The sequence below is a fragment of the Pseudomonas sp. FP1762 genome (assembly GCF_030687105.1).
Taxonomy (GTDB): Bacteria; Pseudomonadota; Gammaproteobacteria; order Pseudomonadales; family Pseudomonadaceae; genus Aquipseudomonas; species Aquipseudomonas siliginis.
Genome location: NZ_CP117458.1, coordinates 1,145,283 through 1,168,883, shown reverse-complemented (window position 1 = coordinate 1,168,883; position 23,601 = coordinate 1,145,283). Strand labels below are relative to the sequence as shown.

Here is a 23,601-nt window from a genome sequence, read left to right as displayed (position 1 = left end):
CGAACCGATTAAGCTAGCGGGCATCTGTTTATAGTCCGTTGCGTTTGGCCGAAGGCATGACCGAACCGTAATTTCCGATCCGACAGGTGCCAGGAACGGCGCTGGATTGCACACGACAGGTTGTATTTATGCACCGCAGGAATTTGCTCAAAGCGTCCATGGCCATTGCGGCCTATACCGGTCTTTCCGCGTCGGGCCTGTTGGCCGCCCGCGCTTGGGCAGCCAATGGCGGCGCCGCCGATGGCGAGGCCCAGGCCTTCGATTTCGAAGCATTGAAGCGTCAGGCCAAGCAGCTCGCCGGCAGTGCCTATCAGGATACGAAACAGGTGTTGCCGCCAACCCTGGCGACCATGACTCCGCAGAATTTCAACGCGATCCGCTACGACGGCGAGCATTCCTTGTGGAAGGAAAACAAAGGTCAGCTGGACGTGCAGTTCTTCCACGTCGGCATGGGTTTCCGTCAGCCGGTGCGCATGTACAGCGTTGATCCGAAGACGCGCATGGCGCGCGAGGTGCATTTCCGTCCGGCGCTGTTCAATTACGAGAACACTTCGGTCGACACTCAGCAGCTCAAGGGCGATCTGGGTTTTGCCGGCTTCAAGCTGTTCAAGGCGCCGGAGCTGGATCGGCATGACGTGGTGTCGTTTCTCGGCGCCAGCTATTTCCGTGCGGTCGATGCTACTGGCCAATATGGCCTCTCCGCGCGCGGCCTGGCCATCGACACCTACGCGAAGAAGCGCGAAGAGTTTCCCGACTTCACCAAGTTCTGGTTCGAGACGCCTGACAAGAACGCCACGCGTTTTGTGGTCTACGCCCTGCTCGACTCGCCGAGCGCGACCGGCGCCTATCGCTTTGACATCGATTGCCAGGCCGAGCGCGTGGTCATGGAAATCGACGCGCACATCAATGCTCGTACCACCATCGAACAACTCGGCGTGGCGCCAATGACGAGCATGTTCAGCTGCGGCACCCACGAACGGCGCATGTGCGACACCATTCATCCGCAGATTCACGACTCCGATCGCCTGGCAATGTGGCGCGGCAATGGCGAGTGGATCTGCCGGCCGTTGAACAACCCGGCGACGCTGCAATTCAATGCATTTGCCGACAAGGACCCGAAGGGTTTCGGCCTGGTGCAGACCGACCACGAATTCGCCAACTATCAGGACACCGTCGACTGGTACAGCAAGCGCCCGAGCCTGTGGGTAGAACCTACAACCGCCTGGGGCGAAGGCTCTATCGATCTGCTGGAAATTCCTACGACCGGCGAGACGCTGGATAACATCGTCGCGTTCTGGACGCCGAACAAACCCGTGGCTGCCGGTGATTCGCTGAACTACGGGTACAAGCTCTACTGGAGCGCCCTGCCACCGGTCGGCACGCCACTGGCGCGGGTGCACGCGACGCGTTCGGGCATGGGCGGCTTCACCGAGGGCTGGGCGCCGGGTGAGCATTACCCGCCAGTGTGGGCGCGGCGCTTTGCCGTAGACTTCACCGGTGGCGGCCTCGAGCGCCTGCCACAGGGCACCGGGATCGAGCCGGTGATTACCTGTTCCAACGGCAAGGTGCAGGACTTCAGCGTGCTGGTGCTGGATGACATCAAGGGTTACCGGATCCTGTTCGACTGGTACCCGACCAATGACAGTGTCGAGCCAGTGGAACTGCGCCTGTTCATTCGCACCAATGACCGCACGTTGAGCGAGACCTGGCTGTACCAGTATTTCCCGCCGGCGCCGGACAAGCGTAAATACCCTTGAGGTTCTAAGGCGGCTGTTCTGGCGTCATTCGCGAGCAGGCTCGCTCCCACAGGGGTCCGCATTCCTATTGTGGGAGCGAGCCTGCTCGCGAAGAGGCCCGCCTGACAACGCAAAATTGTGCCGAATAGAAAAGCCCCGACCCTCACCGGCTCGGGGCTTTTGCTTTCCAGCCTTCAATCAATCACGCAAATCCGACTCATGAATCGGCTGGTCGCGATGGGTAGCACGTTGATACTGCGCCGGCCACACCGCTTTGCGCCCACCCAGATCATCGTCGGCATGCAGCGGCCAGTACGGATCGCGCAGCAGCTCTCGGGCGAGGAAAATGATATCGGCCTGACAGGTACGCAGAATGTGCTCGGCCTGGGCCGGCTCGGTAATCATTCCGACAGTACCGGTGGCGATGCCTGACTCTTTGCGTACCCGCTCGGCAAAGCGCGTCTGATAACCGGGTCCGACCGGAATTTCCGCGTTTGCAGCTGTCCCTCCTGAAGACACGTCGATGAGATCGGCGCCCAGCGTGTGAAGGCGACGCGCCAGCTCCACGGTTTCGTCCGGGTTCCAGCCGTCTTCGACCCAGTCGGTCGCCGAGACGCGGACAAACACTGGCAATTCCTCCGGCCATACCGCCCTCACCGCTTCAGTGACTTGCAGCACCAGACGGATACGATTCTCGAACGAACCACCGTACTGATCGCGACGTTGGTTGCTCAGCGGCGAAAGAAACTGATGCAGCAGATAGCCGTGCGCGGCATGCACCTCGACCACGCTGAACCCCGCCGTCAGCGCGCGTTTGGCCGCGTCGACAAAGGCCTGAATCACCTCGGCAATCTGCCCTTCATCCAGCTGCTTCGGTTGGGTGTGCTGCGGGTCGAAAGCAATCGGCGATGGCCCGACCGGGGTCCAGCCGCCGTCCTCGGGTTTGACACTGCCATGCTTGCCGATCCACGGCCGGTGGGTGCTGGCCTTGCGCCCGGCGTGGGCCAGTTGAATACCGGCGACCGCGCCCTGGGCGTTGATGAAGCGAGTGATGCGTTGCAGCGGTTCGATCTGTTCGTCGTTCCACAGTCCAAGGTCTTCGGCGGTGATGCGTCCGTCGGCGGTAACCGCCGTGGCTTCGGTGAAAACCAGACCGGCACCGCCCACCGCGCGGCTACCCAGGTGCACCAGGTGCCAGTCGTTGGCCAGGCCGTCGACGCTGGAGTACTGGCACATCGGCGACACGGCGATGCGGTTGGGCAGGGTCAGTTGGCGAAGAGTAAAGGGTTCAAGCAGCAGACTCATGGGGCACCTCTCGAATCAGTGGGCAGGCTCCAGGGTTCTGTTTGAAAAGTCGACGAGTGACAGAAAAAGGGTGCAGCACCCGCCCCCGCGGGCAAAAATTCGACAAGACGTCACAAGGCCAATCAAGCAGTGCTTAGAGCCTAGTCGACAACGGGGGATCTTGGGGGGTTCCAGAAAAGATCGCAGCCTTCGGCAGCTCCAACAGAGGAATGCGATCCCCTGTAGGAGCTGCCGAAGGCTGCGATCTTTTGATCTTCAGCGCGGTTCGATATGAGCAATCATCAGCTGCACAGTCTCGTTGCCACGAAACTCGTTAACGTCGAGCTTGTAAGCCAGTTCAACCCATTGAATCGTCGGGTTCGGCCACACATCGCGATCAATGCCAAACGCGATGCCATCGAGCTTCACCGAACCGCATTCGCTTTTCAGCACCACTTTCAAATGCCGTTCGCCGACCACGCGCTGCTCGACCAGTTGAAACACACCGTGAAACAGCGGCTCGGGAAAATGCTGCCCCCACGGCCCGGCGTGGCGCAAGGCGCGGGCCAGTTCGAGGTGGAACTCTTCGACGGCCAGCGTGCCATCGGACAACATGCGCCCGGTGAGGTCTTCTTCGCGAAGTTGCCTACGTACTTCAGCGTCAAATGCCTCGGCGAACAGCGGAAAATTCTCCTGCGGCAAGGTCAGACCAGCGGCCATCGCATGACCACCATATTTGGTGATCAGGTTCGGATGCTGCGCCGCGACCACACTCAGCGCATCGCGAATATGGAAGCCCTGCACCGAGCGACCGGAGCCCTTGAGCAGACCATCACCGGCATCGGCGAAGGCAATGGTCGGGCGGAAATAGCGCTCTTTCATGCGCGAGGCGAGGATGCCGATCACGCCCTGATGCCACTCCGGATCGAACAAGCACAGACCAAACGGCATCGACTCGACCGGCAGATCCTTGAGCTGCGCCAGCGCTTCACGCTGCATGCCCTGCTCGATGGATTTGCGATCCTGGTTCATGCCGTCCAGTTGCGCAGCCATTTCCCGCGCCAGATTGGCGTCGGCCGTAAGCAGGCATTCGATGCCCAGGCTCATGTCGTCCAGACGTCCGGCGGCGTTCAGGCGCGGGCCGACGATGAAACCCAGGTCGGTGGAAGTGATCCGCGCAGCCTCTCGCTTGGCGACTTCGAGAATCGCCTTGATCCCCGGCCGTGCCCGGCCGGCGCGAATCCGCTCCAGCCCTTGATGCACAAGAATGCGGTTGTTGGCATCCAGCGGCACCACGTCGGCGACGCTGCCCAGCGCCACCAGATCGAGCAGTTCGCCGATGTTCGGTTGTGGCTTGCTCTCGTACCAGCCGAGGCTGCGCAGACGCGCGCGCAACGCCATGAGTACGTAAAAGATCACCCCGACGCCGGCCAGCGCTTTGCTCGGAAATTCGCAGCCCGGCTGATTCGGATTGACCAGCGCATCAGCCTGCGGCAGTTCATCGCCGGGCAAGTGGTGGTCGGTGATCAACACCTTCAGTCCGGCGCGCTTGGCCGCCGCGACGCCTTCGACACTGGAAATACCATTGTCGACGGTGATCAATAATTGCGGTTCACGGGTCAGCGCGACTTCGACGATTTCCGGCGTCAGGCCGTAGCCGTATTCGAAGCGGTTCGGCACCAGGTAATCGACATGCGCCGCGCCCAACAGGCGCAGACCGAGCACACCGACAGTGCTGGCGGTGGCGCCGTCCGCATCGAAGTCGCCAACAATGAGAATGCGCTGACGCTGCTCCAGAGCCGTCACCAGCAGGTCGACCGCCGCATCGATGCCTTTGAGCTGCTGGAACGGGATCAAGCGCGCCAGACTCTTGTCCAGCTCCGCCTCCGACTGCACGCCCCGCGCCGCGTACAGGCGGGTCAGCAGTGGCGGCAGATCACCGAGGAAAGGCAGCGTGGCAGGCAATTGACGAGGTTCGATACGCATGGGGCGACGGAGGCTTCTCTTTGATTCGTGGGAAATATCAGCGGTGTCGCGACCTCAGCCGCGCTCACCTTGCAGCCATTGCAACTGGACTTCGTGCTGACCGCGATCGTCGGTGACGAAGATCGTGCCTTCGCTGATCATCACGTCCCACTTGATGACGCGCGGCATGTCCTTGGCCAGGGTCTCCAGCACTTCTTGCGGGACGGCGGCGATGTTGACGTTTTTCAGGTTCTTGATCGCCGGGATCACCTTGGTTTCCCACACACGCAGGCTGCCGTAGGCCAGCAGGCTGGTGCGTTCGGTGCGGCGCGAGCACCAGGTCAGGCGATCGGCATCCGGCTGGCCGACTTCGATCCAGTGCAGGACACGGTCGTCCAGGCTCTTTTCCCACAAGGCCGGTTCATCCACGTCTGACAGACCACGGCCGAACGACAGCTGCTCGTTGTACCAGAGCGCGTAGGCCAGCAGCCGCACAGTCATGCGTTCTTCGGTCTCCGAAGGATGACGGGCGATAGTCTGCTTGACGCTTTCGTAGACGCTGCGGTCGAGGTCGGTGAGGTTCAGTTCGAATTTGTAGGTAGTGGACGGCTGGGCCATGAACGGGCTTCTTGATACGAGGAAAGTCGGCAAGTCTAACCGATGCCACAGGCAATCATCGAATTGATGGCAATCAAGCTGCGGCGTCTGACAGTCGGCTATGTTAAAACCCTGTATCCGCTCAGCCTTGTCCTACAGGATTTCGCATGCCGTTCACCAGCAAACCGCTCTCGGGTCTGAAAGTCATTGAATTGGGTACGTTGATTGCCGGGCCGTTTGCCTCGCGCATTTGCGGCGAATTCGGCGCCGAAGTGATCAAGATCGAATCGCCGGACGGCGGCGATCCCCTGCGCAAATGGCGCAAGTTGTACGAAGGCACCTCGTTGTGGTGGTTTGTCCAGGCGCGCAACAAGAAGTCGCTGACCCTCAATCTGAAACACCCCGACGGTTTGGCGATCCTGAAACAACTGCTGGGCGAAGCCGACATCCTCATCGAGAATTTCCGCCCCGGCGTCCTGGAAAAACTCGGTCTGAGCTGGGAAACCCTGCACGCACTGAACCCGAAACTGGTGATGGTGCGCCTCTCCGGTTTCGGTCAGACCGGGCCGATGAAGGACCAGCCAGGTTTCGGTGCGGTCGGCGAATCCATGGGTGGCCTGCGGTACATCACCGGTTTCGAAGATCGGCCACCGGTGCGCACCGGGATTTCCATCGGTGATTCGATTGCCGCGCTGTGGGGCGTGATCGGTGCGTTGATGGCGCTGCGTCATCGCGAGGTCAACGGCGGGCTGGGCCAAGTGGTCGACGTTGCGCTGTATGAAGCTATCTTCGCGATGATGGAAAGCATGGTGCCGGAGTTCGACGTGTTCGGTTTCATCCGCGAGCGCAGCGGCAACATCATGCCGGGCATCACGCCCTCTTCGATCCACACCAGCGCCGACGGCAAGCATGTGCAAATCGGCGCCAATGGTGATGCAATCTTCAAACGCTTCATGCTCGTGATTGGCCGCGCAGATCTTGCCAACGACCCGGTGCTGGCCAGTAACGACGGGCGTGACAGTCGCCGGGACGAGTTGTATGGCGTGATTGATCGCTGGGTCAATTCCTTACCGCTGCAGACCGTTCTCGACTTGCTCAATCAGGCCGACGTACCGGTCAGCCGGATCTTCAGCGCCGAGGACATGTTCAACGATCCGCAATACCTGGCGCGGGAGATGTTCCTGCATGCCAAGCTGCCGGACGGCAAGGACTTCAAGATGCCCGGCATCGTGCCGAAGCTGTCGGAAACGCCGGGCTCGTCCGAATGGGTCGGACCGCAGCTTGGCGAACACAATGCGCAGGTGCTTGGCGATCTGGGCTACGACGCGGCGCAAATCGCTCGGCTGCGCGAAGACGGGGCCATTTGAGCAACGCTGGAGGTTTGGTTTTCGAGCAAAAAGCTGTGCACAGGGCAAACGCCGGGCAAAAGAAACCCCGAGAAGTGGGGAGACGACTCGGGGTTAAACGGGGTCTGCTTCGAGACCCGTAGCAGCAAGCGACAAGCACCGGAGCACAATGCTTGATCCTGCTGTTATTGGGTCTGACTGACAGGGATGCAGGAAGGTTCCCACAAAAAATATTTCATCTTTACAGGGCCGGACGCTTGTCCAGAGCTGCATTGCGCAACGCCGCAATGACGCAGGGTTCCAGCCGCCCTTCGGCGATCATCACGTCACGGTGCAGACCGTCCACCACGTCGGTCAGCAAGCGCTTGTCGCTCAACTGGGCCTGATTGAATTCGCGTTCCACCACAATGGCGCCGCTGCTGTTCTTCAGCGTCACCAGACATTCACCATGGCTGCCGCGAGGGGTCAGCGTCACCTGATACGGGCTCAGAGCCTCACCGAGCAATAGACTGATACTTTCCATCTCGATCTCCACTCAATAGTCCGAAAACACAGTGCCTGGGGCGTGTTCACATTAAATGACCACCGGCCCGAGAAGAAAGTTCTGCCTGTCACGTTCCGACCTTGCAGGACCGTGTCTGACAGAGCATGCATGGCGAAGATGACAGAAAAATATTCGCCGGTATCAGGCCTCGATGAGTGCCTGCGCAGCGACCAGGTAGCTGTCCAGCAGACCTCGCATCAATACCGCCGAAACCGGTGTCTGCAGACGCCCCAGCAGGCGCAGGCGTTGTTGACGAAGCACCGGCTCCAGGTCACTCAACAAACTCTGCGCGACCGAGCCCAGCAGAATCAGGGCACGCGCCTCATGGTGCGCCGCCAGGTGATGAATCAATGCCAACCCATCGCCACCTTTGAGCTGCGGATCGCAAATGGCGATATCGACCGCACCGCGATGCCCCAGTGAAGACAAGGCTGACGCCAGCGAAGGCGCGGTCAATACGTCGTAGATGCCGATGGCATTGAGCATTTGATGCAATGCCATCAGCTGGAACGGGTTGGGTTCAAGAATCAGGACTTTAAGCGAGCGCATGGGCGACCTCTGGAGCGATCATCGCGGACTCTCACCGCAGGTGTCGTTCACTCTAGGGCAGGCGTCTTAAGCCTCCCATCAGAAAAGTAGCCGCGTCTTGCAGGACATTTCCCTTCTTTACTGCAGACAGCGGCACCCGCTCTCGGTCCGACGCTGGGTGATGTCGGTCCAGCCGCCCAACAAGCCGCGCAATTTGCCGTCGCCGCTGTAAAACGGCACGGTCCACTGATAAACCTCGCGAGGCCCGCCCTTGAACAGCAGTTGACGTTTGCTGAAGCGCGACTTGCGGGTTTGCAACTGGGCGATGAATTCGTCGTGGAGCATCCGCGCGGTGGTTTCCGGAAACGCATCGACTTCGATCAGCAAGCGTCCCTGCATCTGGTCCTGGCGCACCGACAGCGCTTCCTCGTAACTGCGATTGCAGATGATCAAACGCCCGTGCAGATCACGGACAAACACCGGATCCGGCATCGAATCGATCAGGGCGTGCTGAAAGGCCAGTTGATCGCCCAACTCCTTTTCCGCCGCGCAGCGCAGCTTGATCACGGCCGCCAGGCGCCGGTTCCACACCAGCGACAGCATTCCGAAAACGCCGATTCCCCCCATCGCCCAGCATGCCCACTCGACCAGGCGCTTCCACACGGAGGGCACGGGCGGCGGCGAAACGCCTGCCAGCCACTTGAGACGAATCGCCCGCAACTCCGCAGCAGGGAAAGCTTCCAGCGCCTTGTTAAGAATACTCAGTAGTTGCGGCATGCCTTTTCGTACAGCCAGATGATCGGCTTCCCACTTGCCCTCTACCAGAGCACCGACCTTGAGCATGCCCAACGGATAGAGCTGCGCGCCGATTTCGTTTTCGATGGTTGCGTAGGCTTCCCCACTCTCGACCAGCGCCCGCGCTTCGGCGTAGGTTTTCACCGAGCGTATTTCAATCGACGGATAATCGCGCCGAATCGCATCCTCCAGGGCATGACGGGCGGGCAGCACCAGAACGCGCTTCGCCAGTTGCTCGAAAGACTCCACCCTCGGGGCATTGGCATGTCCGACAAACACCCAGCCAGCCCCTCCGAAAGCATGACTGAAATCGAGAAACGCCTTGCGTTCATCGCTCATGGCCAACGTCGTACTGATGTCCGCGACCCCGCTTTGCAGGCGATCGAGCATATGGTCGGTCGAGAACGATTCCTGGTGCTCGAATTGCAGTCCGGTCATAGCGCTGACCCGCTTGAGCACATCGTTGTTCAGACCGCTCCACTGGCCGTGTTCGTCCTGAAACAGGTACAGCGGATATTGCACCGATGCCACCGTTACTCTGGGGTTGTCACGGATCCATTGCCGCTCGTGCGCATCCAGCTCGACAGCCGGCACATTGCCCGACGCATTGGCCTGATCGAGTGCCATCTGCGCTGCCACGCCGCTGTGCATCCATCCCAGCACCGCCAACAAAAACAACCAGCCCAGTGCCGGTTTCAAACCTCTGTAAAACAGCATTGCCATTTCCTTCGTGATCGACTCACCCGTCCTTCGTGGGTGAAAACCCGAGCAGTGTGGCAGCAGAAACAAAAAAGCCCGTCAGGAGACGGGCTTCAAAATGTGACAGCTTTTACTGGCTTAGAGTGGCTTGCCGCGGTTGCCATGCTGGCTGACAAAGGCTTGCACGGCTTTCAGGTCGTTTGGCAGAACCGTGCAACGCTCGCTTCGCTCAAACAAATCAGAAAGATGTGCAGGTAGTTCGAGCGCTTTTCCTACACCCGCTTTCTCCACTGCCTCAGGAAACTTGACCGGATGGGCAGTGCCCAGAATCACCATCGGGATATCCAGACTGCGACGGCATTCGCGCGCAGCTTTCACACCGATGGCAGTGTGCGGGTCGAGGACTTCACCGGTTTGCCCGTAGACGTCGGCGATGGTTTCGCAGGTCTGCGCATCGTCCACCGCCAGCGAATCGAACAGCTTGCGTGCTTCGGTCCAGCGTTCTTGTTCGACGCTGAAACTGCCGTCCTTTTTGAACGAGTCCATCAGGCCGGCAATCGCCGCACCGTTACGCCCGTGCAGGTCGAACAGCAGGCGCTCGAAGTTCGACGAAACCATGATGTCCATCGACGGCGACAGCGTTGCGTGCAGGGTTTCCTTGACGTACTGGTTGCCGCTCATGAAGCGGTGCAGGATGTCGTTGCGGTTGGTCGCCACGATCAACTGATTGATCGGCAGGCCCATGTTGCGCGCCAGGTAGCCGGCGAAGATGTCGCCGAAGTTGCCGGTCGGTACCGAGAACGACACCGAACGCGCCGGACCGCCCAACTGCAGGGACGCATGGAAGTAGTAAACGATCTGGGCCATGATCCGCGCCCAGTTGATCGAGTTCACCGCCACCAGACGCGTGCCTTTGAGGAAGCTCTGGTCGGCGAAGCTGTTCTTGACCATTTCCTGGCAGTCATCGAAGTTGCCTTCGATGGCGATGTTGTGGATGTTCTCGCCGAAGATCGTCGTCATCTGCCGACGCTGCACTTCCGATACACGCTGATGCGGGTGCAGGATGAAGATGTCGACGTTTTCGCAGTGCTTGCAGCCTTCGATGGCCGCCGAACCAGTGTCACCAGAGGTGGCACCGACAATCACCACGCGCTCGCCGCGCTTTTCCAGCACGTAATCGAGCAGACGACCGAGCAGTTGCAGGGCGAAGTCCTTGAACGCCAGGGTCGGGCCATGGAACAGCTCCAGCACCCATTCATTACCGTTCAACTGACGCAGTGGCGCAACGGCGCTGTGGGCGAACACACCGTAGGTTTCTTCGAGGATCTTCTTGAAATCGGCATCCGGGATGCTGCCGGTGACAAACGGGCGCATCACCCGGAAGGCCAGTTCGTGATAAGGCAGGCCAGCCCAGGAAGCGATCTCTTCCTGAGTGAAACGTGGCAGGTTTTCCGGGACGTACAGACCGCCATCGGTCGCCAGACCGGCCAGCAGGACCTCTTCGAAATTCAGGGCCGGGGCCTGGCCGCGAGTACTGATATATCGCATTTTTTTCAAACCTTCGGTTTGAGCTGCAAGCTGCAAGCTGCAAGTCGCAAGTAAAAGCCAGACTGCTTCTCTCTTGCCGCTTGCAGCTCGAAGCTTGCCGCTGCTTTTAGTTCAAATGTTCGACACGGATCCGTACAACCGGGCCGTCGACGCCAGCCAGTGCTTCCAGCGCGGTGATCGCATCATTGATGCGTTGCTCGACCACGCGGTGGGTCAGCAGGATCATCGGCACCAGGCCGTCATGCTCTTCGACTTCCTTCTGCATGATCGATTCGATATTGATGCCGCGCTCCGACAGGATGCTCGCCACCTGAGCCAGTACGCCCGGATGATCCTTGGCGTGGATTCGCAGGTAGTAAGCGCTTTCGCAGGCTTCGATCGGCAGGATCGGATGCGCCGACAGCGAGTCCGGCTGGAAGGCCAGGTGCGGCACACGGTTTTCCGGGTCGGAAGTCATCGCGCGAACCACGTCGACCAGATCGGCGATCACCGACGAAGCGGTCGGCTCCATGCCAGCGCCGGCGCCATAGAACAGCGTCGAACCGGCGGCGTCGCCGTTGACCATGACGGCGTTCATCACGCCGTTGACGTTGGCGATCAGGCGATCGGCCGGAATCAGCGTCGGGTGCACGCGCAATTCGATGCCGGCGTCAGTGCTGCGCGCCACACCCAAGTGCTTGATGCGATAGCCCAGCGCTTCGGCGTAGTTGACGTCGGCAGTGGTCAGTTTGGTGATGCCTTCGGTGTACGCCTTGTCGAATTGCAGCGGAATACCGAAGGCGATAGACGCCAGAATGGTCAGCTTGTGCGCGGCATCGATGCCTTCGACGTCGAAGGTCGGGTCGGCTTCGGCGTAACCCAGCGCTTGCGCTTCGGCGAGCACGTCTTCGAACGTACGACCTTTTTCGCGCATTTCGGTGAGGATGAAGTTGCCGGTGCCGTTGATGATCCCGGCAACCCAGTTGATGCGGTTGGCGGACAGGCCTTCGCGGATCGCCTTGATCACCGGAATGCCACCGGCCACGGCCGCTTCGAATGCCACGATCACGCCTTTCTCGCGTGCCTTGGCGAAAATCTCATTACCGTGAACGGCTATCAGCGCCTTGTTCGCGGTGACCACATGCTTGCCATTCTCGATGGCCTTGAGTACCAGCTCGCGGGCAACGGTGTAGCCGCCCATCAGCTCTATGACGATGTCGATCTCAGGGTTCGTGGCCACTTCGAAGACATCGTTGGTAATCGCAATACCGGTCGTCTGGAACTGAGGCTTTGGCGTGCGCGTGGCAATTTGCGCCACTTCGATTCCACGCCCGGCACGACGAGCAATTTCCTCGGCGTTGCGCTGAAGTACGTTGAAGGTACCGCCACCGACGGTCCCTAACCCACAGATGCCTACTTTGACCGGATTCACTGTGAACTCCCCATGAAACGGCCGACACAGGGTCGGCCGGAAAACAACCGCGTGCTCGCGGCTCTCTGTTGATGGCCCGGCGCTGTAGCTGCCGGACCACGATCATCAACGGTTGCCCGTGACAATGCGAATTACTTCGCGCCCAGCGCCAGTTTGGCGACTTGTGGCGCCGGCTGGTAGCCCGGAATGACCTGGCCGTCGGCCAAAACGATGGCCGGTGTACCGTTCACGCCGATCGACTGACCTAGCGCGAATTGCTTGGAAACCGGGTTATCGCACTTGGCGGCTTTGATTTCCTTGCCATCGACCATTTTGTCCATGGCGGCTTTCTTGTCTTTCGAGCACCAAACCGCTTGCAGCTGTTCGTCGCCAGGCGAATTCAGGCCCTGGCGCGGGAACGCCACGTAGCGCACTTCGATGCCGCGCTTGTTCAGCTCGGGCACTTCGGCATGCAGTTTGTGGCAGTACGGACAGGTGGTGTCGGTGAACACGGTGATGTGCGATTTGGTCTCGCCCACGGCCGGGTAGACCACGGTTTCGGCCACCGGGATGGCATTGATCAGTTTGGAAATGCCCAGGCGTTCGGTCTTCTCGGTCAGGTTGACCGGTTTGCCATTCGCGAGCTGGTACAGGTTGCCCTGCACGATGTAGTGGCCATCGGCACTGGCGTACAGCACGCGGCTGCCTTTGAGTTTGACTTCGTACATGCCAGGCAACGGGCTGGCATTGATGCTTTCGACCGGAACCTCGAGTTCGAGTTTTTCCAGGCTTTGACGAATGGCTTTGTCGGCCGCGTCGTCGGCGACGGCAAAGGTGCTCACCAGCGCAATAGCGGCGGCGGCGAAAATCTGGGTCAGACGCATGAGTACTCCTGAGGGCGGGCCAATGAAACGATCAGAACGCCCGTGCGAAACACCGGGTCATAACCGTCCATCGTGCAAACCGGCAAAGCCTAACACATAAGGCCGCGAGGGCCGAATGCGCCTGTCGCCACACACTCATGTGCAACTGACACACCTTCATGCTTGTACAACTGACCCACAACCACATGTGGCTGACGCACATCATTGTGGCGAGGGGATTCATCCCCGCCGGGTTGCGAAGCAGCCCTAAACCATCCACCGCGATCTTTCAGTCAAAATCGAGCCAGCCGGGTTTGCGACTGCTGCGCAGCCGAACGGGGATAAATCCCCTCGCCACAGGTCAGTATTTCAACATTATGGGATGTGTCAGCCGCGTGGGTGGTGTTTGGCGTGAAGATCCTGCAATCGGGCGCGGGCGACATGGGTATAGATCTGCGTCGTAGAGAGGTCGCTGTGCCCGAGCAGCATCTGCACCACGCGCAAGTCCGCGCCATGGTTGAGCAGGTGCGTGGCAAATGCGTGGCGCAAGGTATGCGGCGACAGCGATTTGCTGATCCCGGCGACCTTGGCCTGATGCTTGATCCGATGCCAGAACGTCTGCCGGGTCATCTGCTCGCCGCGCTGGCTGGGGAACAGCACATCGCTGGGGCGGCCACCGAGCAACTCGCCACGAGCATCACGCATATAGCGCTCGACCCACACAATCGCCTCCTCGCCCATCGGCACCAGACGCTCCTTGCTGCCCTTGCCCATCACCCGCAAAACGCCCTGGCGCAGGTTGACCTGCTCCAGTGTCAGGCTGATCAGTTCGGTCACGCGCAGGCCACAGGCATACAGCACTTCCAGCATCGCGCGGTCACGCTGGCCGATGGCGTCACTCAGGTCCGGAGCCTTGAGCAGTGCTTCGACATCGGCTTCCGACAGCGATTTGGGCAACGGCCGGCCCAGTTGCGGCATGTCGACGCGCAACGTCGGGTCGACGCTGATCAGCTTTTCCCGCAGCAGATAGCGATAAAAGCCACGCACCCCGGAGAGAAATCTCGCGGTGGAGCGCGGCTTGTAGTTTTGCTCCAGCCGCCACGCCAGGTGATCGAGGACCAATTCGCGACCGGCATTGATCAGCTCGAGATTTTTCTCCTGCAACCAGCCGTTGAACAGCGCGAGGTCGCTGCGATAGGCGTCGCGGGTGTTGTCGGACAGGCCTTTCTCCAGCCATAAAGCGTCGAGGAATTGATCAATCAGCGGATGGTCGATGGCAGGCATGGGTGCTCAGGGCAGGGCTTTTTCAAGCTGCGTGCAAATAGAGAATAAAGGCGCGCTAGTCTTTCATAGCCGGCCAGATCAAGAAACAGGCAGCTTCATTGAATGAGGCGTGTCAGATTGATCCGGTAAATCGCAGGCAACAAAAAAGCAGCCCGTAGGCTGCTTTTTTCTGCATCGGAAGCTGGGCTTAAGCCAGTTTTTCCTTGATGCGGGCTGCTTTACCCGACAGGTCGCGCAGGTAGTACAGCTTGGCTTTACGTACGTCACCGCGACGTTTAACAGCCATGCTGTCGATCTGCGGGGAGTAGGTCTGGAAAGTACGTTCTACGCCAACACCGTTGGAGATTTTACGAACGGTGAACGCACTGTTCACGCCGCGGTTACGCTTGGCGATTACAACGCCTTCGAACGCTTGCAGACGGGAACGATCGCCTTCCTTCACTTTCACCTGAACGACAATAGTGTCGCCTGGGGCGAAGGTAGGGATTTCTTTGCTCATCTGCTCTGCTTCGAGTGCAAGGATGATTTTGTTGGTCATGCTGTGCTCCTAAGGTAAATCGTTCGATCTACCATCGATACGTTGTTAACTATCGTCCCGCTCGCGGATGTATTCCTTGAGCAGCTTCTTCTCTTCTCCAGAAAGCGAGCGGCTTTCCAGAAGATCGGCGCGTCGTTCATAGGTCCGACCAAGGGACTGCTGTAAACGCCAACGCCGGATATGCGCGTGATTGCCACTCAGCAACACGTCGGGAACACGCTGATCCGCATACACCTCCGGTCGGGTGTAGTGCGGGCAATCCAGCAGACCATCCGTAAAGGAATCTTCCTCAGCGGAATCCGCATGCCCTAAAGCTCCAGGCAGCAGTCGTGTAACCGCATCGATCAGGACCATGGCCGGCAGCTCGCCGCCAGACAGTACATAGTCGCCAATCGACCACTCTTCATCGACATGAGCCTCAATAAAGCGCTCGTCAATGCCTTCGTAGCGGCCGGCAATCAGGATCAATGCATCCGATTGTGCCAGCTCGCGTACCGCCGACTGAGTCAGTTGACGGCCTTGGGGGGACAGGTAAATCACCTTCGCCGCCTCCCCGGCTGCTGCCTTGGCCTGAGCCAGCGCATCTTCCAGGGGCTTGATCTTCATCACCATGCCCGGACCACCGCCAAACGGGCGATCGTCCACAGTGTGATGCCGATCCGTCGTGTAATCTCGCGGATTCCAACAGGTCAGCTGCAAGAGCCCCTGTTTGACCGCACGACTGGTGATGCCGTAATCGCCAATGGCGGAAAACATCTCGGGAAACAAACTGATCACTTCTACGCGCAAGTTAGCCACGTTCAGAAGTCCGCGTCCCAATCCACCTTCATCTCGCCCGCTTCCAGGTCGACGGCCAACACGCATTGCTCCGTATAGGGCAACAGGCGTTCGCGATCATCCAGGCTGCCAGCGCAAGGCTTGACGACCATTACATCATTGGCGCCGGTTTCCAGAAGATGATCGATTTTCCCGAGCAGTTGCCCGAGGGTGTCGATGACCTTCAGACCTTCCAGCTGGTACCAGTAGTACTCGCCTTCGGTCAATTCAGCGAACAGGTTGCGCGGCACGCAGATCTCATAACCGGCCAGAAGACGAGCTTCTTCACGATCATCGAGACCCTTGAGCTTGGCGACCAGGAACTTGTCGCTCCCGCGTCCACTGACCAGCTCGACCTGTTTGACATTGCCTTCGCGCTTGAGCGTCCAGGTTTTGTACTGCAACAGGTTTTCAGTCGGATCAGTAAAGGAATAAACCTTCACTTCGCCGCGAACGCCATGAACAGAATAAATTTTGCCAATAACGATCAAATCATCGGCAGGGGCTGGCGTCGCGTTCATATTGCTCAGGCCGCAGCCTTGGCAGATTCCTTCAACAACTGAGCAACGCGCTCAGAAGGTTGTGCACCAACGCTCAGCCAGTAGGCAACGCGCTCTTGGTTCACGGACAGACGGATTTCCTGACCACGGGCAACAGGGTTGAAGAAACCAACCTGTTCTTTGTGGGAGCCGTCACGCGGGTTACGCGAGTCGGTTACGGTCAGGTGGTAAAACGGGCGCTTTTTGGAGCCGCCAAGGGCAAGACGGATTGTTAGCATGTGAACATCGTTCCTGTAGTCGGTGCTGCAAATCTAAATGCACAGCGGGCATGGGTGCCCGAAAGGCCGCATATTCTAAGGAATATCCGGACTTTTGCAAATGACTTTTTCCGGCGCCCATGGCATGCCGTGCAGATTTGCATAGAGAGCCGTCGATGAAAACGGCCAGTCAGCTCCCGCCGAGTGCGGGTTTGCTGTTGATCCTGCGTCCTTGCAGGGTCTGCGCCGGTGCGACGACCGGCGAAGTCTTGGTGTCCTGTCTCACATTTTCGGCATGCCGCCGCCGGGCAACATACCGCCCATGCCGCGCATCATTTTCGCCATACCGCCCTTGGCGGTGAATTTCTTCATCATCTTCTGCATCTGCTTGTGCTGCTTGATCAAGCGGCCGATGTCCTGCACCTGCGTGCCGGAACCCATGGCGATCCGGCGCTTGCGCGAACCGCTGATCAGCTCAGGGTCGCGGCGCTCGGCCGGGGTCATGGAGTTGATGATGGCTTCCATCTGTTTGAATTGCTTCTCTGCGGCGTTCTGGGCATTGCCCATCTGCGACAGGTTGACGCCGCCGATGCTCGGCAGTTTGTCCATGAGGCCGCCGAGGCCGCCCATGTTCTTCATCTGTTGCAGCTGATCGCGGAAGTCTTCGAGGTCGAAGCCCTTGCCCTTTTTCAGCTTCTTGGCCAGTTTGTCGGCCTTGTCCTTGTCGAGGGTCGCTTCGGCCTGTTCGATCAGGCTGAGCACGTCGCCCATGCCGAGGATCCGCGAGGCGATACGCTCAGGGTGGAACGGATCGAGCGCTTCGCTCTTCTCGCCCATACCGATGAACTTGATCGGCTTGCCGGTAATGGCGCGCACCGACAGTGCGGCACCGCCACGGGCGTCGCCGTCGACCTTGGTCAGGATCACACCGGTCAGCGGCAGCGCATCGCCGAAGGCCTTGGCCGTGTTGGCGGCGTCCTGACCGGTCATGGCGTCGACCACGAACAGGGTTTCAACCGGGTTGATCGCAGCGTGCAGCGCCTTGATCTCGCCCATCATCTCTTCGTCGATGTGCAGACGACCGGCGGTGTCGACGATGACCACGTCGATGAATTTCAGTCTGGCTTCTTTAATAGCCGCATTGGCGATGTCGACCGGCTTCTGGCTCAGGTCGGACGGGAAGAACGTCACGCCGATGTCGTTGGCCAGGGTTTCCAGCTGCTTGATCGCGGCCGGACGGTAAATGTCCGCAGACACGACCATGACCGACTTCTTCTTGCGCTCTTTAAGGAAGCGCGCCAGCTTGCCGGCAGTGGTGGTTTTACCCGCGCCCTGCAGACCGGCCATCAGAATCACGGCTGGCGGAACGGCACTCAGGTTGAGGTCTTCGTTGGCCGCGCCCATCAGGCTTTCGAGTTCGGCCTGGACGATCTTCACGAACGCCTGGCCCGGCGTCAGGCTGCGCGACACCTCGGTGCCAACAGCGCGCTCCTTGACCGAATTGACGAAGTCCTTGACCACCGGCAGTGCGACGTCAGCTTCGAGCAACGCCATGCGCACTTCACGCAGGGTGTCTTTGATATTGTCCTCGGTCAGCTTGGCCTTGCCGGTGACATGGCGCAGCGTCTGCGAGAGACGGTCGGTTAAGTTTTCAAACATTGCGCGATCCTTTCAGGCCCTGTACGAACCGGGATAATGGCGGCCCAGACCGGAATCAACATGTGCTCGGCGAGCCTGCGGCGTGGGCAGGTCGCGGATTATAGCGAAGACTGCGGCCGGCGGACACCTCGCCGTCAGCTTGCGGAGTCTTTCGTGCCGTGGCGGTTCTATGCCAAACTCAGCGCCTTTCGGGCTCGCCTAACAGGATTTATGCTCCCCTTGTCACCCAGTTTGCTGACCACCCTCGCCGCCGCCCTGCTCTATGCCGCTGCGACCGTCTATCAAAGTACCCGCCTGGCCACCGGCGCCAAGGCGAACAAGCGCCTGCTGGTCAGCCTCGGCGTATTCGCCGTGCTCGCCCACGGCGCCAGCCTGCTTACACATCTATTGACCCCGATCGGCCTCGGTCTGGACTTCTTCAGCGCGTCCAGCCTTATCGCCGCTGCGGTGATTGCCCTGACCCTGCTGGCCTGTTCGCGGATCCCGGTGGAAAACCTGCTGGTGCTGCTGTTCCCGCTCGGTGCGATCACGGTATTGCTGGCGCAGTTCGCGCCGACCGGCACAGTGCAGATCATCGACGAAGAGCCGGGCATTCTCGCGCACATTCTATTGTCGATCCTCGCCTACGGCATGTTCACCATCGCCGTGTTCCAGGCGTTGCTGCTGCTGGTTCAGGACCATCAGCTCAAGCACAAGCACCCGTCCGGGCTGATCAAGAACTTCCCGCCCCTGCAAACCATGGAAAGCCTGCTGTTCGGCTTTCTCTGGGCCGGCTGGACGCTGCTGTCGCTGTCGCTGATTTCCGGTTGGCTGTTCGTTGAGAATCTGTTCGCCCAGCATCTGGTGCACAAGACCCTGCTGGCCTGTCTGGCATGGATCGTCTTCAGCGTGCTGCTGTGGGGTCGCAACCGACTGGGCTGGCGCGGCCACAAGGCGATTCGCTGGACCCTCGCCGGTTTCTGCCTGCTGATGCTGGCGTACTTCGGCAGCAAACTGGTTCGTGAATACATACTGCACATCTGACGGGCGGCATAAATGGACGGTTTGCCCATAGGGCCGATGCTCGCGGTATTTGTCCTGCTGATCTTATGGTCAGGGCTGTTTACCGCCGTCGAAATCGCGCAGCAGCACTTGCTCGCGCAACGGATCGCCTCGCGCGCCAGCGACAAGCCGCTGGCGAAGCTGAGCTTCCCGCTCGACAGCCTGATCCTCTGCAACACCCTGTGCCGCGCCCTCGCGGTGATCCTCGCGACGCTGCTGGCGATTTTTCTCTGCGAAGAAAATGGCCCGTGGGCGGCCTGCCTGGGCGCCGGTGCCATCCTGCTGGTGTTCGCCGATTATTTCCCACGCACCGTGGCCCGGCGCTATCCCGACGCCGTGCTGGCGTTCGGCAATGCCCTGCTGGCCGTACCGATGAAAATCGTCTACCCGTTCGCGTGGCTGTTCAGCCGGGTCAGCGCTTTGCTGCTGAGCCCGTTCACGCGCAAGGCTCAGGTGGTGCAACAGAGCGAGGACGAGTTGCCGGCCGATCACGATGATGATCCCGAACATCCGGTCCGCGCCCACCCGGTGTCGGGCATTCATGCGCTGGACAACATCACGGTCAACGACATTCTGGTGCCGCGCAGTGACGTCGACGGCATCAACCTCGACGATCCGATCGAAGAGATCATCGAGCAACTGCGCGAGAACAAGCGCACGCGTCTGCCGGTGTTTCACAGTGACATCAATCAGGTCGAAGCGGTGCTCAACACTCGCCAGATCGGCCATTTGCTGAGCAACGGCGGATTGACCCGCGAGGCGCTGCTGGCCGCCAGCTACGAGCCCTACTTCGTCCCGGAAAGCACGCCGCTGCAATTGCAATTGCTGAACTTCCACAAACAGCAACGCCGCCTCGGCATGGTCGTGGACGAGTACGGTGAAGTGCTGGGTATCGTCACCCTTGAAGACATTCTCGAAGAAATCGTCGGCGAATTCGAAAGCGAGCACAGCCTCGACAATCCGCACATTCATCCCCAGGCCGACGGTCGCATGGTGATCGATGGCGCCGCGTCAATCCGCGACCTGAACAAGTGCCTGGGCTGGCACCTGCCGAGCGACGGGCCGAAGACCCTGAACGGCCTGGTCACCGAAGCGCTGGAAACCATTCCGGAAAGCGCGGTGTGCCTGAAGATCGGGCGTTATCGACTGGAAATCCTCGAGACCGAGGAGAACCGGGTGAGCAAGGTGTTGATCTGGCTGACCTCATCGGTGCCTGCTCGATAGAAGATCAAAAGATCGCAGCCTTCGGCAGCTCCTACCCTGCGATCTTTTGCGCTTGTTTGATCGTTAGCCCCCTTCCTATAATCGAGGCGCTTACCCAAGCGCCGTCGATCCCTGTGCCTACCCGGCACTGCCCGGATCCTGACTGTTTCCGCTGCAAACCGACGACTGTTCCTACTCGAAACAGCGCTCGCGCCCTACCCCACATCCCTGGGTGTTCCACCATAATAATTCGCTCCACTGGAGCTCATGAATGTCAGGGATCACCGCATGACGACCCATACCGCTTACAGCGAAACCGCGCCTGCCCAGCCGACCAATTCCGCCACCCGCGTGGCCACGGCAAGCTTCATCGGCACCGCCATCGAGTTCTACGACTTCTACGTTTATGCCACTGCTGCGGCGCTGGTGATCGGGCCGGTGTTCTTTCCGCAGACCTCCGGCACGGCGCAGATGCTTTCGGCGTTTCTCACTTTCGGCATTGCCTTCCTCGCCCGACCACTGGGTTCGGCACTGTTTGGCCACTTCGGCGACCGCATCGGGCGCAAGTCGACACTGGTCGCCTCGCTGCTGTTGATGGGCGTGTGCACCACCTTGATTGGCGTGTTGCCGGGCTACGACAGCATTGGTGCCTGGGCGCCGATTCTGCTGTGCGTGCTGCGTTTCGGTCAGGGCCTGGGCCTTGGCGGCGAATGGGGCGGCGCGGCGCTGCTGGCCACGGAAAACGCGCCGAAGGGCAAACGCGCCTGGTTCGGCATGTTCCCGCAGCTCGGCCCATCGATTGGTTTTCTTGCGGCCAACGGCCTGTTCCTGACCCTGGCGATGACGCTGGATGATGAACAGTTCCGCAGCTGGGGCTGGCGCATTCCGTTTCTGCTCAGCGCGGCGCTGGTGATGGTCGGCCTGTATGTGCGCCTCAAATTGCATGAAACGCCAGTGTTCGCCAATGCGATCGCCCGTCAGGAGCGAGTGAAAGTGCCGCTGGTCGAGTTGTTCAGCCAATACTGGGCGCCGACCCTGCTCGGTGCGGCGGCGATGGTGGTGTGCTATGCGCTGTTCTATATCTCGACGGTGTTTTCCCTGAGCTACGGCGTGGCCACGCTGGGTTATAGCCGCGAAACGTTCCTCGGCCTGCTGTGCTTTGCCGTGTTGTTCATGGCTGCAGCGACACCATTATCCGCTTGGGCCAGCGACCGTTACGGGCGCAAACCGGTGCTGATTATCGGTGGCGTGCTGGCGATTCTGTCCGGGTTCCTGATGGAGCCATTGCTGACGCAGGGCTCGACCTGGGGCGTGGCGCTGTTTCTGTGCATCGAGTTGTTTTTGATGGGCGTGACATTCGCACCGATGGGCGCGCTGTTGCCTGAGCTGTTTCCGACCCACGTGCGTTATACCGGCGCTTCAGCGGCGTACAACCTGGGCGGCATCGTCGGGGCCTCGGCGGCGCCGTTCTTTGCGCAGAAACTGGTGGCGATGGGCGGGTTGAGCTATGTCGGCGGGTATGTGTCGGCGGCGGCGGTGTTGAGCCTGATTGCGGTGTTGTGTTTGAAGGAGACGCGCAATAACGATCTGAATCAGGTTGCCTGACAGAAGATCAAGAGCTTCGCGAGCAGGCTCGCTCCCACAGGGTTTTGGGATTGGTCACAGATTCTCTGTTCACCCAATCCCATGTGGGAGCGAGCCTGCTCGCGAATGGATGCCGCGACCCGGTTTACAGCTCGACAACAACCGCCTGCGACGCACGGGTCGCCTTGGCGCGAGCAGCCTCGATCGACTCATCCCGCGCCAGCGCCACGCCCATGCGGCGCTGACCGTTCACTTCCGGCTTGCCGAACAGACGCAGCGCGGTATCCGGCTCGCTCAACGCAGCGCCCAGATTGGCGAATGCGGTCTGGGTCGACTGGCCTTCCACCAGAATCACTGCCGACGCCGACGGGCCAAACTGACGGATCAGCGGTACCGGCAGGCCGAGAATGGCGCGGGCATGCAGGGCAAACTGCGACAGGTCCTGAGAGATCAGCGTCACCAGCCCGGTGTCATGCGGACGTGGCGAAACTTCGCTGAACCACACCTGATCACCTTTGATGAACAGCTCGACACCGAACAGACCACGGCCACCCAGCGCTTCCGTCACAGCTTTGGCAACGCGCTCGGATTCAGCCAGAGCAATCGGGCTCATGGCCTGCGGCTGCCAGGATTCCTGATAGTCGCCCTTCTCCTGACGGTGACCGACCGGTGCACAGAACGTGGTGCCGCCAATGTGGCGCACGGTCAGCAGGGTGATTTCGTAATCGAAATCGATGAAGCCTTCGATGATCACCCGACCTTTGCCGGCGCGACCGCCCTCTTGCGCGTAATCCCAGGCTTTTTGCACATCATCGGCGCTGCGCAGCAGGCTCTGACCCTTGCCCGAGGAACTCATTACCGGCTTGACCACGCAGGGGAAACCCAGGTCCTGAACGGCTTTGCTGTAGTCCTCGAAGGTGTCGGCAAAGTGGTACGGCGAGGTCGGCAGGTCCAGCTCTTCGGCAGCCAGACGACGAATACCTTCGCGGTTCATGGTCAGTTGCGCCGCACGCGCGGTCGGAATCACGGTGAAGCCTTCGGCTTCCAGCTCGACCAGCGTGGCGGTGGCGATGGCTTCGATTTCCGGCACGATGAAGTGCGGCTTCTCGGCTTCGATGACTGCACGCAGGGCGGCGCCGTCGAGCATGTTGATCACGTGGCTGCGATGGGCGACTTGCATGGCCGGCGCGTTGGCGTAGCGGTCGACGGCAATCACTTCAACGCCCAGGCGCTGCAGTTCGATTACCACTTCCTTGCCCAACTCACCACAGCCACACAGCAATACGCGGGTCGCGGTTGGCGACAATGGAGTTCCGATACGGGTCATCTCAGGTCCTCAAAGGAAGCGGATCATCGAGGAAAGCCACGCAGGTGTGCTTTCCATGGGGAGAAAGCGCGGCATTTTACATGAACCCGAGGGTTTG

Annotated in this window: 21 protein-coding genes; 5 read left to right on the top strand and 16 right to left on the bottom strand. The window is 60.1% G+C overall.

The window, feature by feature from the left end; translation table 11 throughout:
- The first annotated feature begins 128 nt into the window (after window positions 1-128).
- A complete protein-coding gene (locus PSH90_RS04985) occupies window positions 129-1,757 on the top strand; it encodes a glucan biosynthesis protein D (protein WP_252887376.1) in 1,629 nt (542 codons plus the stop codon).
- 177 nt (window positions 1,758-1,934) lie between these two features.
- Here the strand turns inward: PSH90_RS04985 and PSH90_RS04980 are convergent, their stop codons facing one another.
- The 3 genes from PSH90_RS04980 to PSH90_RS04970 all read right to left on the bottom strand — a co-directional run bounded on the left by PSH90_RS04980 (window position 1,935) and on the right by PSH90_RS04970 (window position 5,603).
- Window positions 1,935-3,041: an NADH:flavin oxidoreductase/NADH oxidase gene (locus PSH90_RS04980; protein ID WP_305382279.1), complete on the bottom strand. Its 1,107-nt coding sequence runs from the start codon at window positions 3,039-3,041 to the stop codon at window positions 1,935-1,937.
- A gap of 255 nt (window positions 3,042-3,296) precedes the next feature.
- Window positions 3,297-5,006 carry a single-stranded-DNA-specific exonuclease RecJ gene (recJ, locus tag PSH90_RS04975; RefSeq protein WP_252885420.1) on the bottom strand — a complete coding sequence of 570 codons (1,710 nt, stop codon included), beginning with the start codon at window positions 5,004-5,006 and terminating at the stop codon, window positions 3,297-3,299.
- A 54-nt stretch (window positions 5,007-5,060) separates the two neighbouring features.
- Window positions 5,061-5,603 (bottom strand): YaeQ family protein, encoded by a 543-nt coding sequence (locus PSH90_RS04970; RefSeq protein ID WP_007908961.1) that lies wholly within the window; start codon window positions 5,601-5,603, stop codon window positions 5,061-5,063.
- Window positions 5,604-5,749: 146 nt separating this feature from the next.
- Between PSH90_RS04970 and PSH90_RS04965 the strand changes: the two genes are divergently transcribed.
- Window positions 5,750-6,949, top strand: a complete 1,200-nt coding sequence (locus PSH90_RS04965; RefSeq protein ID WP_041478190.1) for a CaiB/BaiF CoA-transferase family protein — start codon at window positions 5,750-5,752, stop codon at window positions 6,947-6,949.
- A gap of 220 nt (window positions 6,950-7,169) precedes the next feature.
- Here PSH90_RS04965 and PSH90_RS04960 read toward each other — a convergent pair whose 3' ends face one another.
- From PSH90_RS04960 to ffh, 12 genes are all read right to left on the bottom strand, one after another.
- Entirely contained in the window at window positions 7,170-7,451 is a 282-nt protein-coding gene (locus tag PSH90_RS04960; protein WP_016771530.1) for a DUF3509 domain-containing protein, read from the bottom strand.
- Between the two features lie 162 nt (window positions 7,452-7,613).
- Entirely contained in the window at window positions 7,614-8,021 is a 408-nt protein-coding gene (locus PSH90_RS04955) for a response regulator (RefSeq protein WP_305382278.1), read from the bottom strand.
- 117 nt (window positions 8,022-8,138) lie between these two features.
- Window positions 8,139-9,512, bottom strand: coding sequence for a transporter substrate-binding domain-containing protein (locus tag PSH90_RS04950; protein WP_095180449.1), 1,374 nt, complete (start codon window positions 9,510-9,512; stop codon window positions 8,139-8,141).
- 120 nt (window positions 9,513-9,632) lie between these two features.
- Window positions 9,633-11,042, bottom strand: a complete 1,410-nt coding sequence (gene thrC / locus PSH90_RS04945; RefSeq protein WP_305382277.1) for a threonine synthase — start codon at window positions 11,040-11,042, stop codon at window positions 9,633-9,635.
- Window positions 11,043-11,148: 106 nt separating this feature from the next.
- Window positions 11,149-12,453, bottom strand: a complete 1,305-nt coding sequence (locus tag PSH90_RS04940; protein WP_024011722.1) for a homoserine dehydrogenase — start codon at window positions 12,451-12,453, stop codon at window positions 11,149-11,151.
- A 131-nt stretch (window positions 12,454-12,584) separates the two neighbouring features.
- Window positions 12,585-13,316: a bifunctional protein-disulfide isomerase/oxidoreductase DsbC gene (dsbC, locus tag PSH90_RS04935; protein ID WP_305382276.1), complete on the bottom strand. Its 732-nt coding sequence runs from the start codon at window positions 13,314-13,316 to the stop codon at window positions 12,585-12,587.
- Window positions 13,317-13,682: 366 nt separating this feature from the next.
- Window positions 13,683-14,579 carry a site-specific tyrosine recombinase XerD gene (gene xerD / locus PSH90_RS04930; RefSeq protein WP_305382275.1) on the bottom strand — a complete coding sequence of 299 codons (897 nt, stop codon included), beginning with the start codon at window positions 14,577-14,579 and terminating at the stop codon, window positions 13,683-13,685.
- A 187-nt stretch (window positions 14,580-14,766) separates the two neighbouring features.
- Window positions 14,767-15,117, bottom strand: a complete 351-nt coding sequence (rplS, locus tag PSH90_RS04925; RefSeq protein WP_041478196.1) for a 50S ribosomal protein L19 — start codon at window positions 15,115-15,117, stop codon at window positions 14,767-14,769.
- Between the two features lie 45 nt (window positions 15,118-15,162).
- Window positions 15,163-15,873 carry a tRNA (guanosine(37)-N1)-methyltransferase TrmD gene (gene trmD / locus PSH90_RS04920; protein WP_305383108.1) on the bottom strand — a complete coding sequence of 237 codons (711 nt, stop codon included), beginning with the start codon at window positions 15,871-15,873 and terminating at the stop codon, window positions 15,163-15,165.
- A 44-nt stretch (window positions 15,874-15,917) separates the two neighbouring features.
- Window positions 15,918-16,454: a ribosome maturation factor RimM gene (rimM, locus tag PSH90_RS04915; RefSeq protein ID WP_016771538.1), complete on the bottom strand. Its 537-nt coding sequence runs from the start codon at window positions 16,452-16,454 to the stop codon at window positions 15,918-15,920.
- 5 nt (window positions 16,455-16,459) lie between these two features.
- Window positions 16,460-16,711, bottom strand: a complete 252-nt coding sequence (gene rpsP / locus PSH90_RS04910) for a 30S ribosomal protein S16 (RefSeq protein WP_003185073.1) — start codon at window positions 16,709-16,711, stop codon at window positions 16,460-16,462.
- Window positions 16,712-16,972: 261 nt separating this feature from the next.
- Window positions 16,973-18,349, bottom strand: a complete 1,377-nt coding sequence (gene ffh / locus PSH90_RS04905; RefSeq protein WP_252885415.1) for a signal recognition particle protein — start codon at window positions 18,347-18,349, stop codon at window positions 16,973-16,975.
- Window positions 18,350-18,559: 210 nt separating this feature from the next.
- On the opposite strand from ffh, the gene PSH90_RS04900 reads away from it, so the two are divergent.
- The 3 genes from PSH90_RS04900 to PSH90_RS04890 all read left to right on the top strand — a co-directional run bounded on the left by PSH90_RS04900 (window position 18,560) and on the right by PSH90_RS04890 (window position 22,198).
- Entirely contained in the window at window positions 18,560-19,372 is an 813-nt protein-coding gene (locus tag PSH90_RS04900; RefSeq protein ID WP_016771539.1) for an inner membrane protein YpjD, read from the top strand.
- Window positions 19,373-19,384: 12 nt separating this feature from the next.
- Window positions 19,385-20,614, top strand: coding sequence for a transporter associated domain-containing protein (locus PSH90_RS04895; protein ID WP_305382274.1), 1,230 nt, complete (start codon window positions 19,385-19,387; stop codon window positions 20,612-20,614).
- 267 nt (window positions 20,615-20,881) lie between these two features.
- Window positions 20,882-22,198, top strand: coding sequence for an MFS transporter (locus tag PSH90_RS04890; protein WP_041478199.1), 1,317 nt, complete (start codon window positions 20,882-20,884; stop codon window positions 22,196-22,198).
- Between the two features lie 124 nt (window positions 22,199-22,322).
- Here PSH90_RS04890 and purT read toward each other — a convergent pair whose 3' ends face one another.
- Window positions 22,323-23,504: a formate-dependent phosphoribosylglycinamide formyltransferase gene (purT, locus tag PSH90_RS04885; RefSeq protein WP_024011715.1), complete on the bottom strand. Its 1,182-nt coding sequence runs from the start codon at window positions 23,502-23,504 to the stop codon at window positions 22,323-22,325.
- Window positions 23,505-23,601: the final 97 nt, after the last annotated feature.

Excerpts from the sequence above, each read along its gene's own strand:
- PSH90_RS04950 (WP_095180449.1), bottom strand. The coding sequence starts at position 9,512 with ATGCTGTTTTACAGAGGTTTGAAACCGGCACTGGGCTGGTTGTTTTTG.
- trmD (WP_305383108.1), bottom strand. The coding sequence starts at position 15,873 with ATGTTTTCCGCCATTGGCGATTACGGCATCACCAGTCGTGCGGTCAAA.
- PSH90_RS04980 (WP_305382279.1), bottom strand. The coding sequence starts at position 3,041 with ATGAGTCTGCTGCTTGAACCCTTTACTCTTCGCCAACTGACCCTGCCC.
- PSH90_RS04895 (WP_305382274.1), top strand. The coding sequence starts at position 19,385 with ATGGACGGTTTGCCCATAGGGCCGATGCTCGCGGTATTTGTCCTGCTG.
- rimM (WP_016771538.1), bottom strand. The coding sequence starts at position 16,454 with ATGAACGCGACGCCAGCCCCTGCCGATGATTTGATCGTTATTGGCAAA.
- PSH90_RS04960 (WP_016771530.1), bottom strand. The coding sequence starts at position 7,451 with ATGGAAAGTATCAGTCTATTGCTCGGTGAGGCTCTGAGCCCGTATCAG.
- PSH90_RS04890 (WP_041478199.1), top strand. The coding sequence starts at position 20,882 with ATGACGACCCATACCGCTTACAGCGAAACCGCGCCTGCCCAGCCGACC.
- PSH90_RS04970 (WP_007908961.1), bottom strand. The coding sequence starts at position 5,603 with ATGGCCCAGCCGTCCACTACCTACAAATTCGAACTGAACCTCACCGAC.
- xerD (WP_305382275.1), bottom strand. The coding sequence starts at position 14,579 with ATGCCTGCCATCGACCATCCGCTGATTGATCAATTCCTCGACGCTTTA.
- dsbC (WP_305382276.1), bottom strand. The coding sequence starts at position 13,316 with ATGCGTCTGACCCAGATTTTCGCCGCCGCCGCTATTGCGCTGGTGAGC.
- recJ (WP_252885420.1), bottom strand. The coding sequence starts at position 5,006 with ATGCGTATCGAACCTCGTCAATTGCCTGCCACGCTGCCTTTCCTCGGT.
- rplS (WP_041478196.1), bottom strand. The coding sequence starts at position 15,117 with ATGACCAACAAAATCATCCTTGCACTCGAAGCAGAGCAGATGAGCAAA.
- PSH90_RS04985 (WP_252887376.1), top strand. The coding sequence starts at position 129 with ATGCACCGCAGGAATTTGCTCAAAGCGTCCATGGCCATTGCGGCCTAT.
- PSH90_RS04965 (WP_041478190.1), top strand. The coding sequence starts at position 5,750 with ATGCCGTTCACCAGCAAACCGCTCTCGGGTCTGAAAGTCATTGAATTG.
- PSH90_RS04955 (WP_305382278.1), bottom strand. The coding sequence starts at position 8,021 with ATGCGCTCGCTTAAAGTCCTGATTCTTGAACCCAACCCGTTCCAGCTG.
- ffh (WP_252885415.1), bottom strand. The coding sequence starts at position 18,349 with ATGTTTGAAAACTTAACCGACCGTCTCTCGCAGACGCTGCGCCATGTC.
- purT (WP_024011715.1), bottom strand. The coding sequence starts at position 23,504 with ATGACCCGTATCGGAACTCCATTGTCGCCAACCGCGACCCGCGTATTG.
- PSH90_RS04900 (WP_016771539.1), top strand. The coding sequence starts at position 18,560 with ATGCTCCCCTTGTCACCCAGTTTGCTGACCACCCTCGCCGCCGCCCTG.
- rpsP (WP_003185073.1), bottom strand. The coding sequence starts at position 16,711 with ATGCTAACAATCCGTCTTGCCCTTGGCGGCTCCAAAAAGCGCCCGTTT.
- thrC (WP_305382277.1), bottom strand. The coding sequence starts at position 11,042 with ATGCGATATATCAGTACTCGCGGCCAGGCCCCGGCCCTGAATTTCGAA.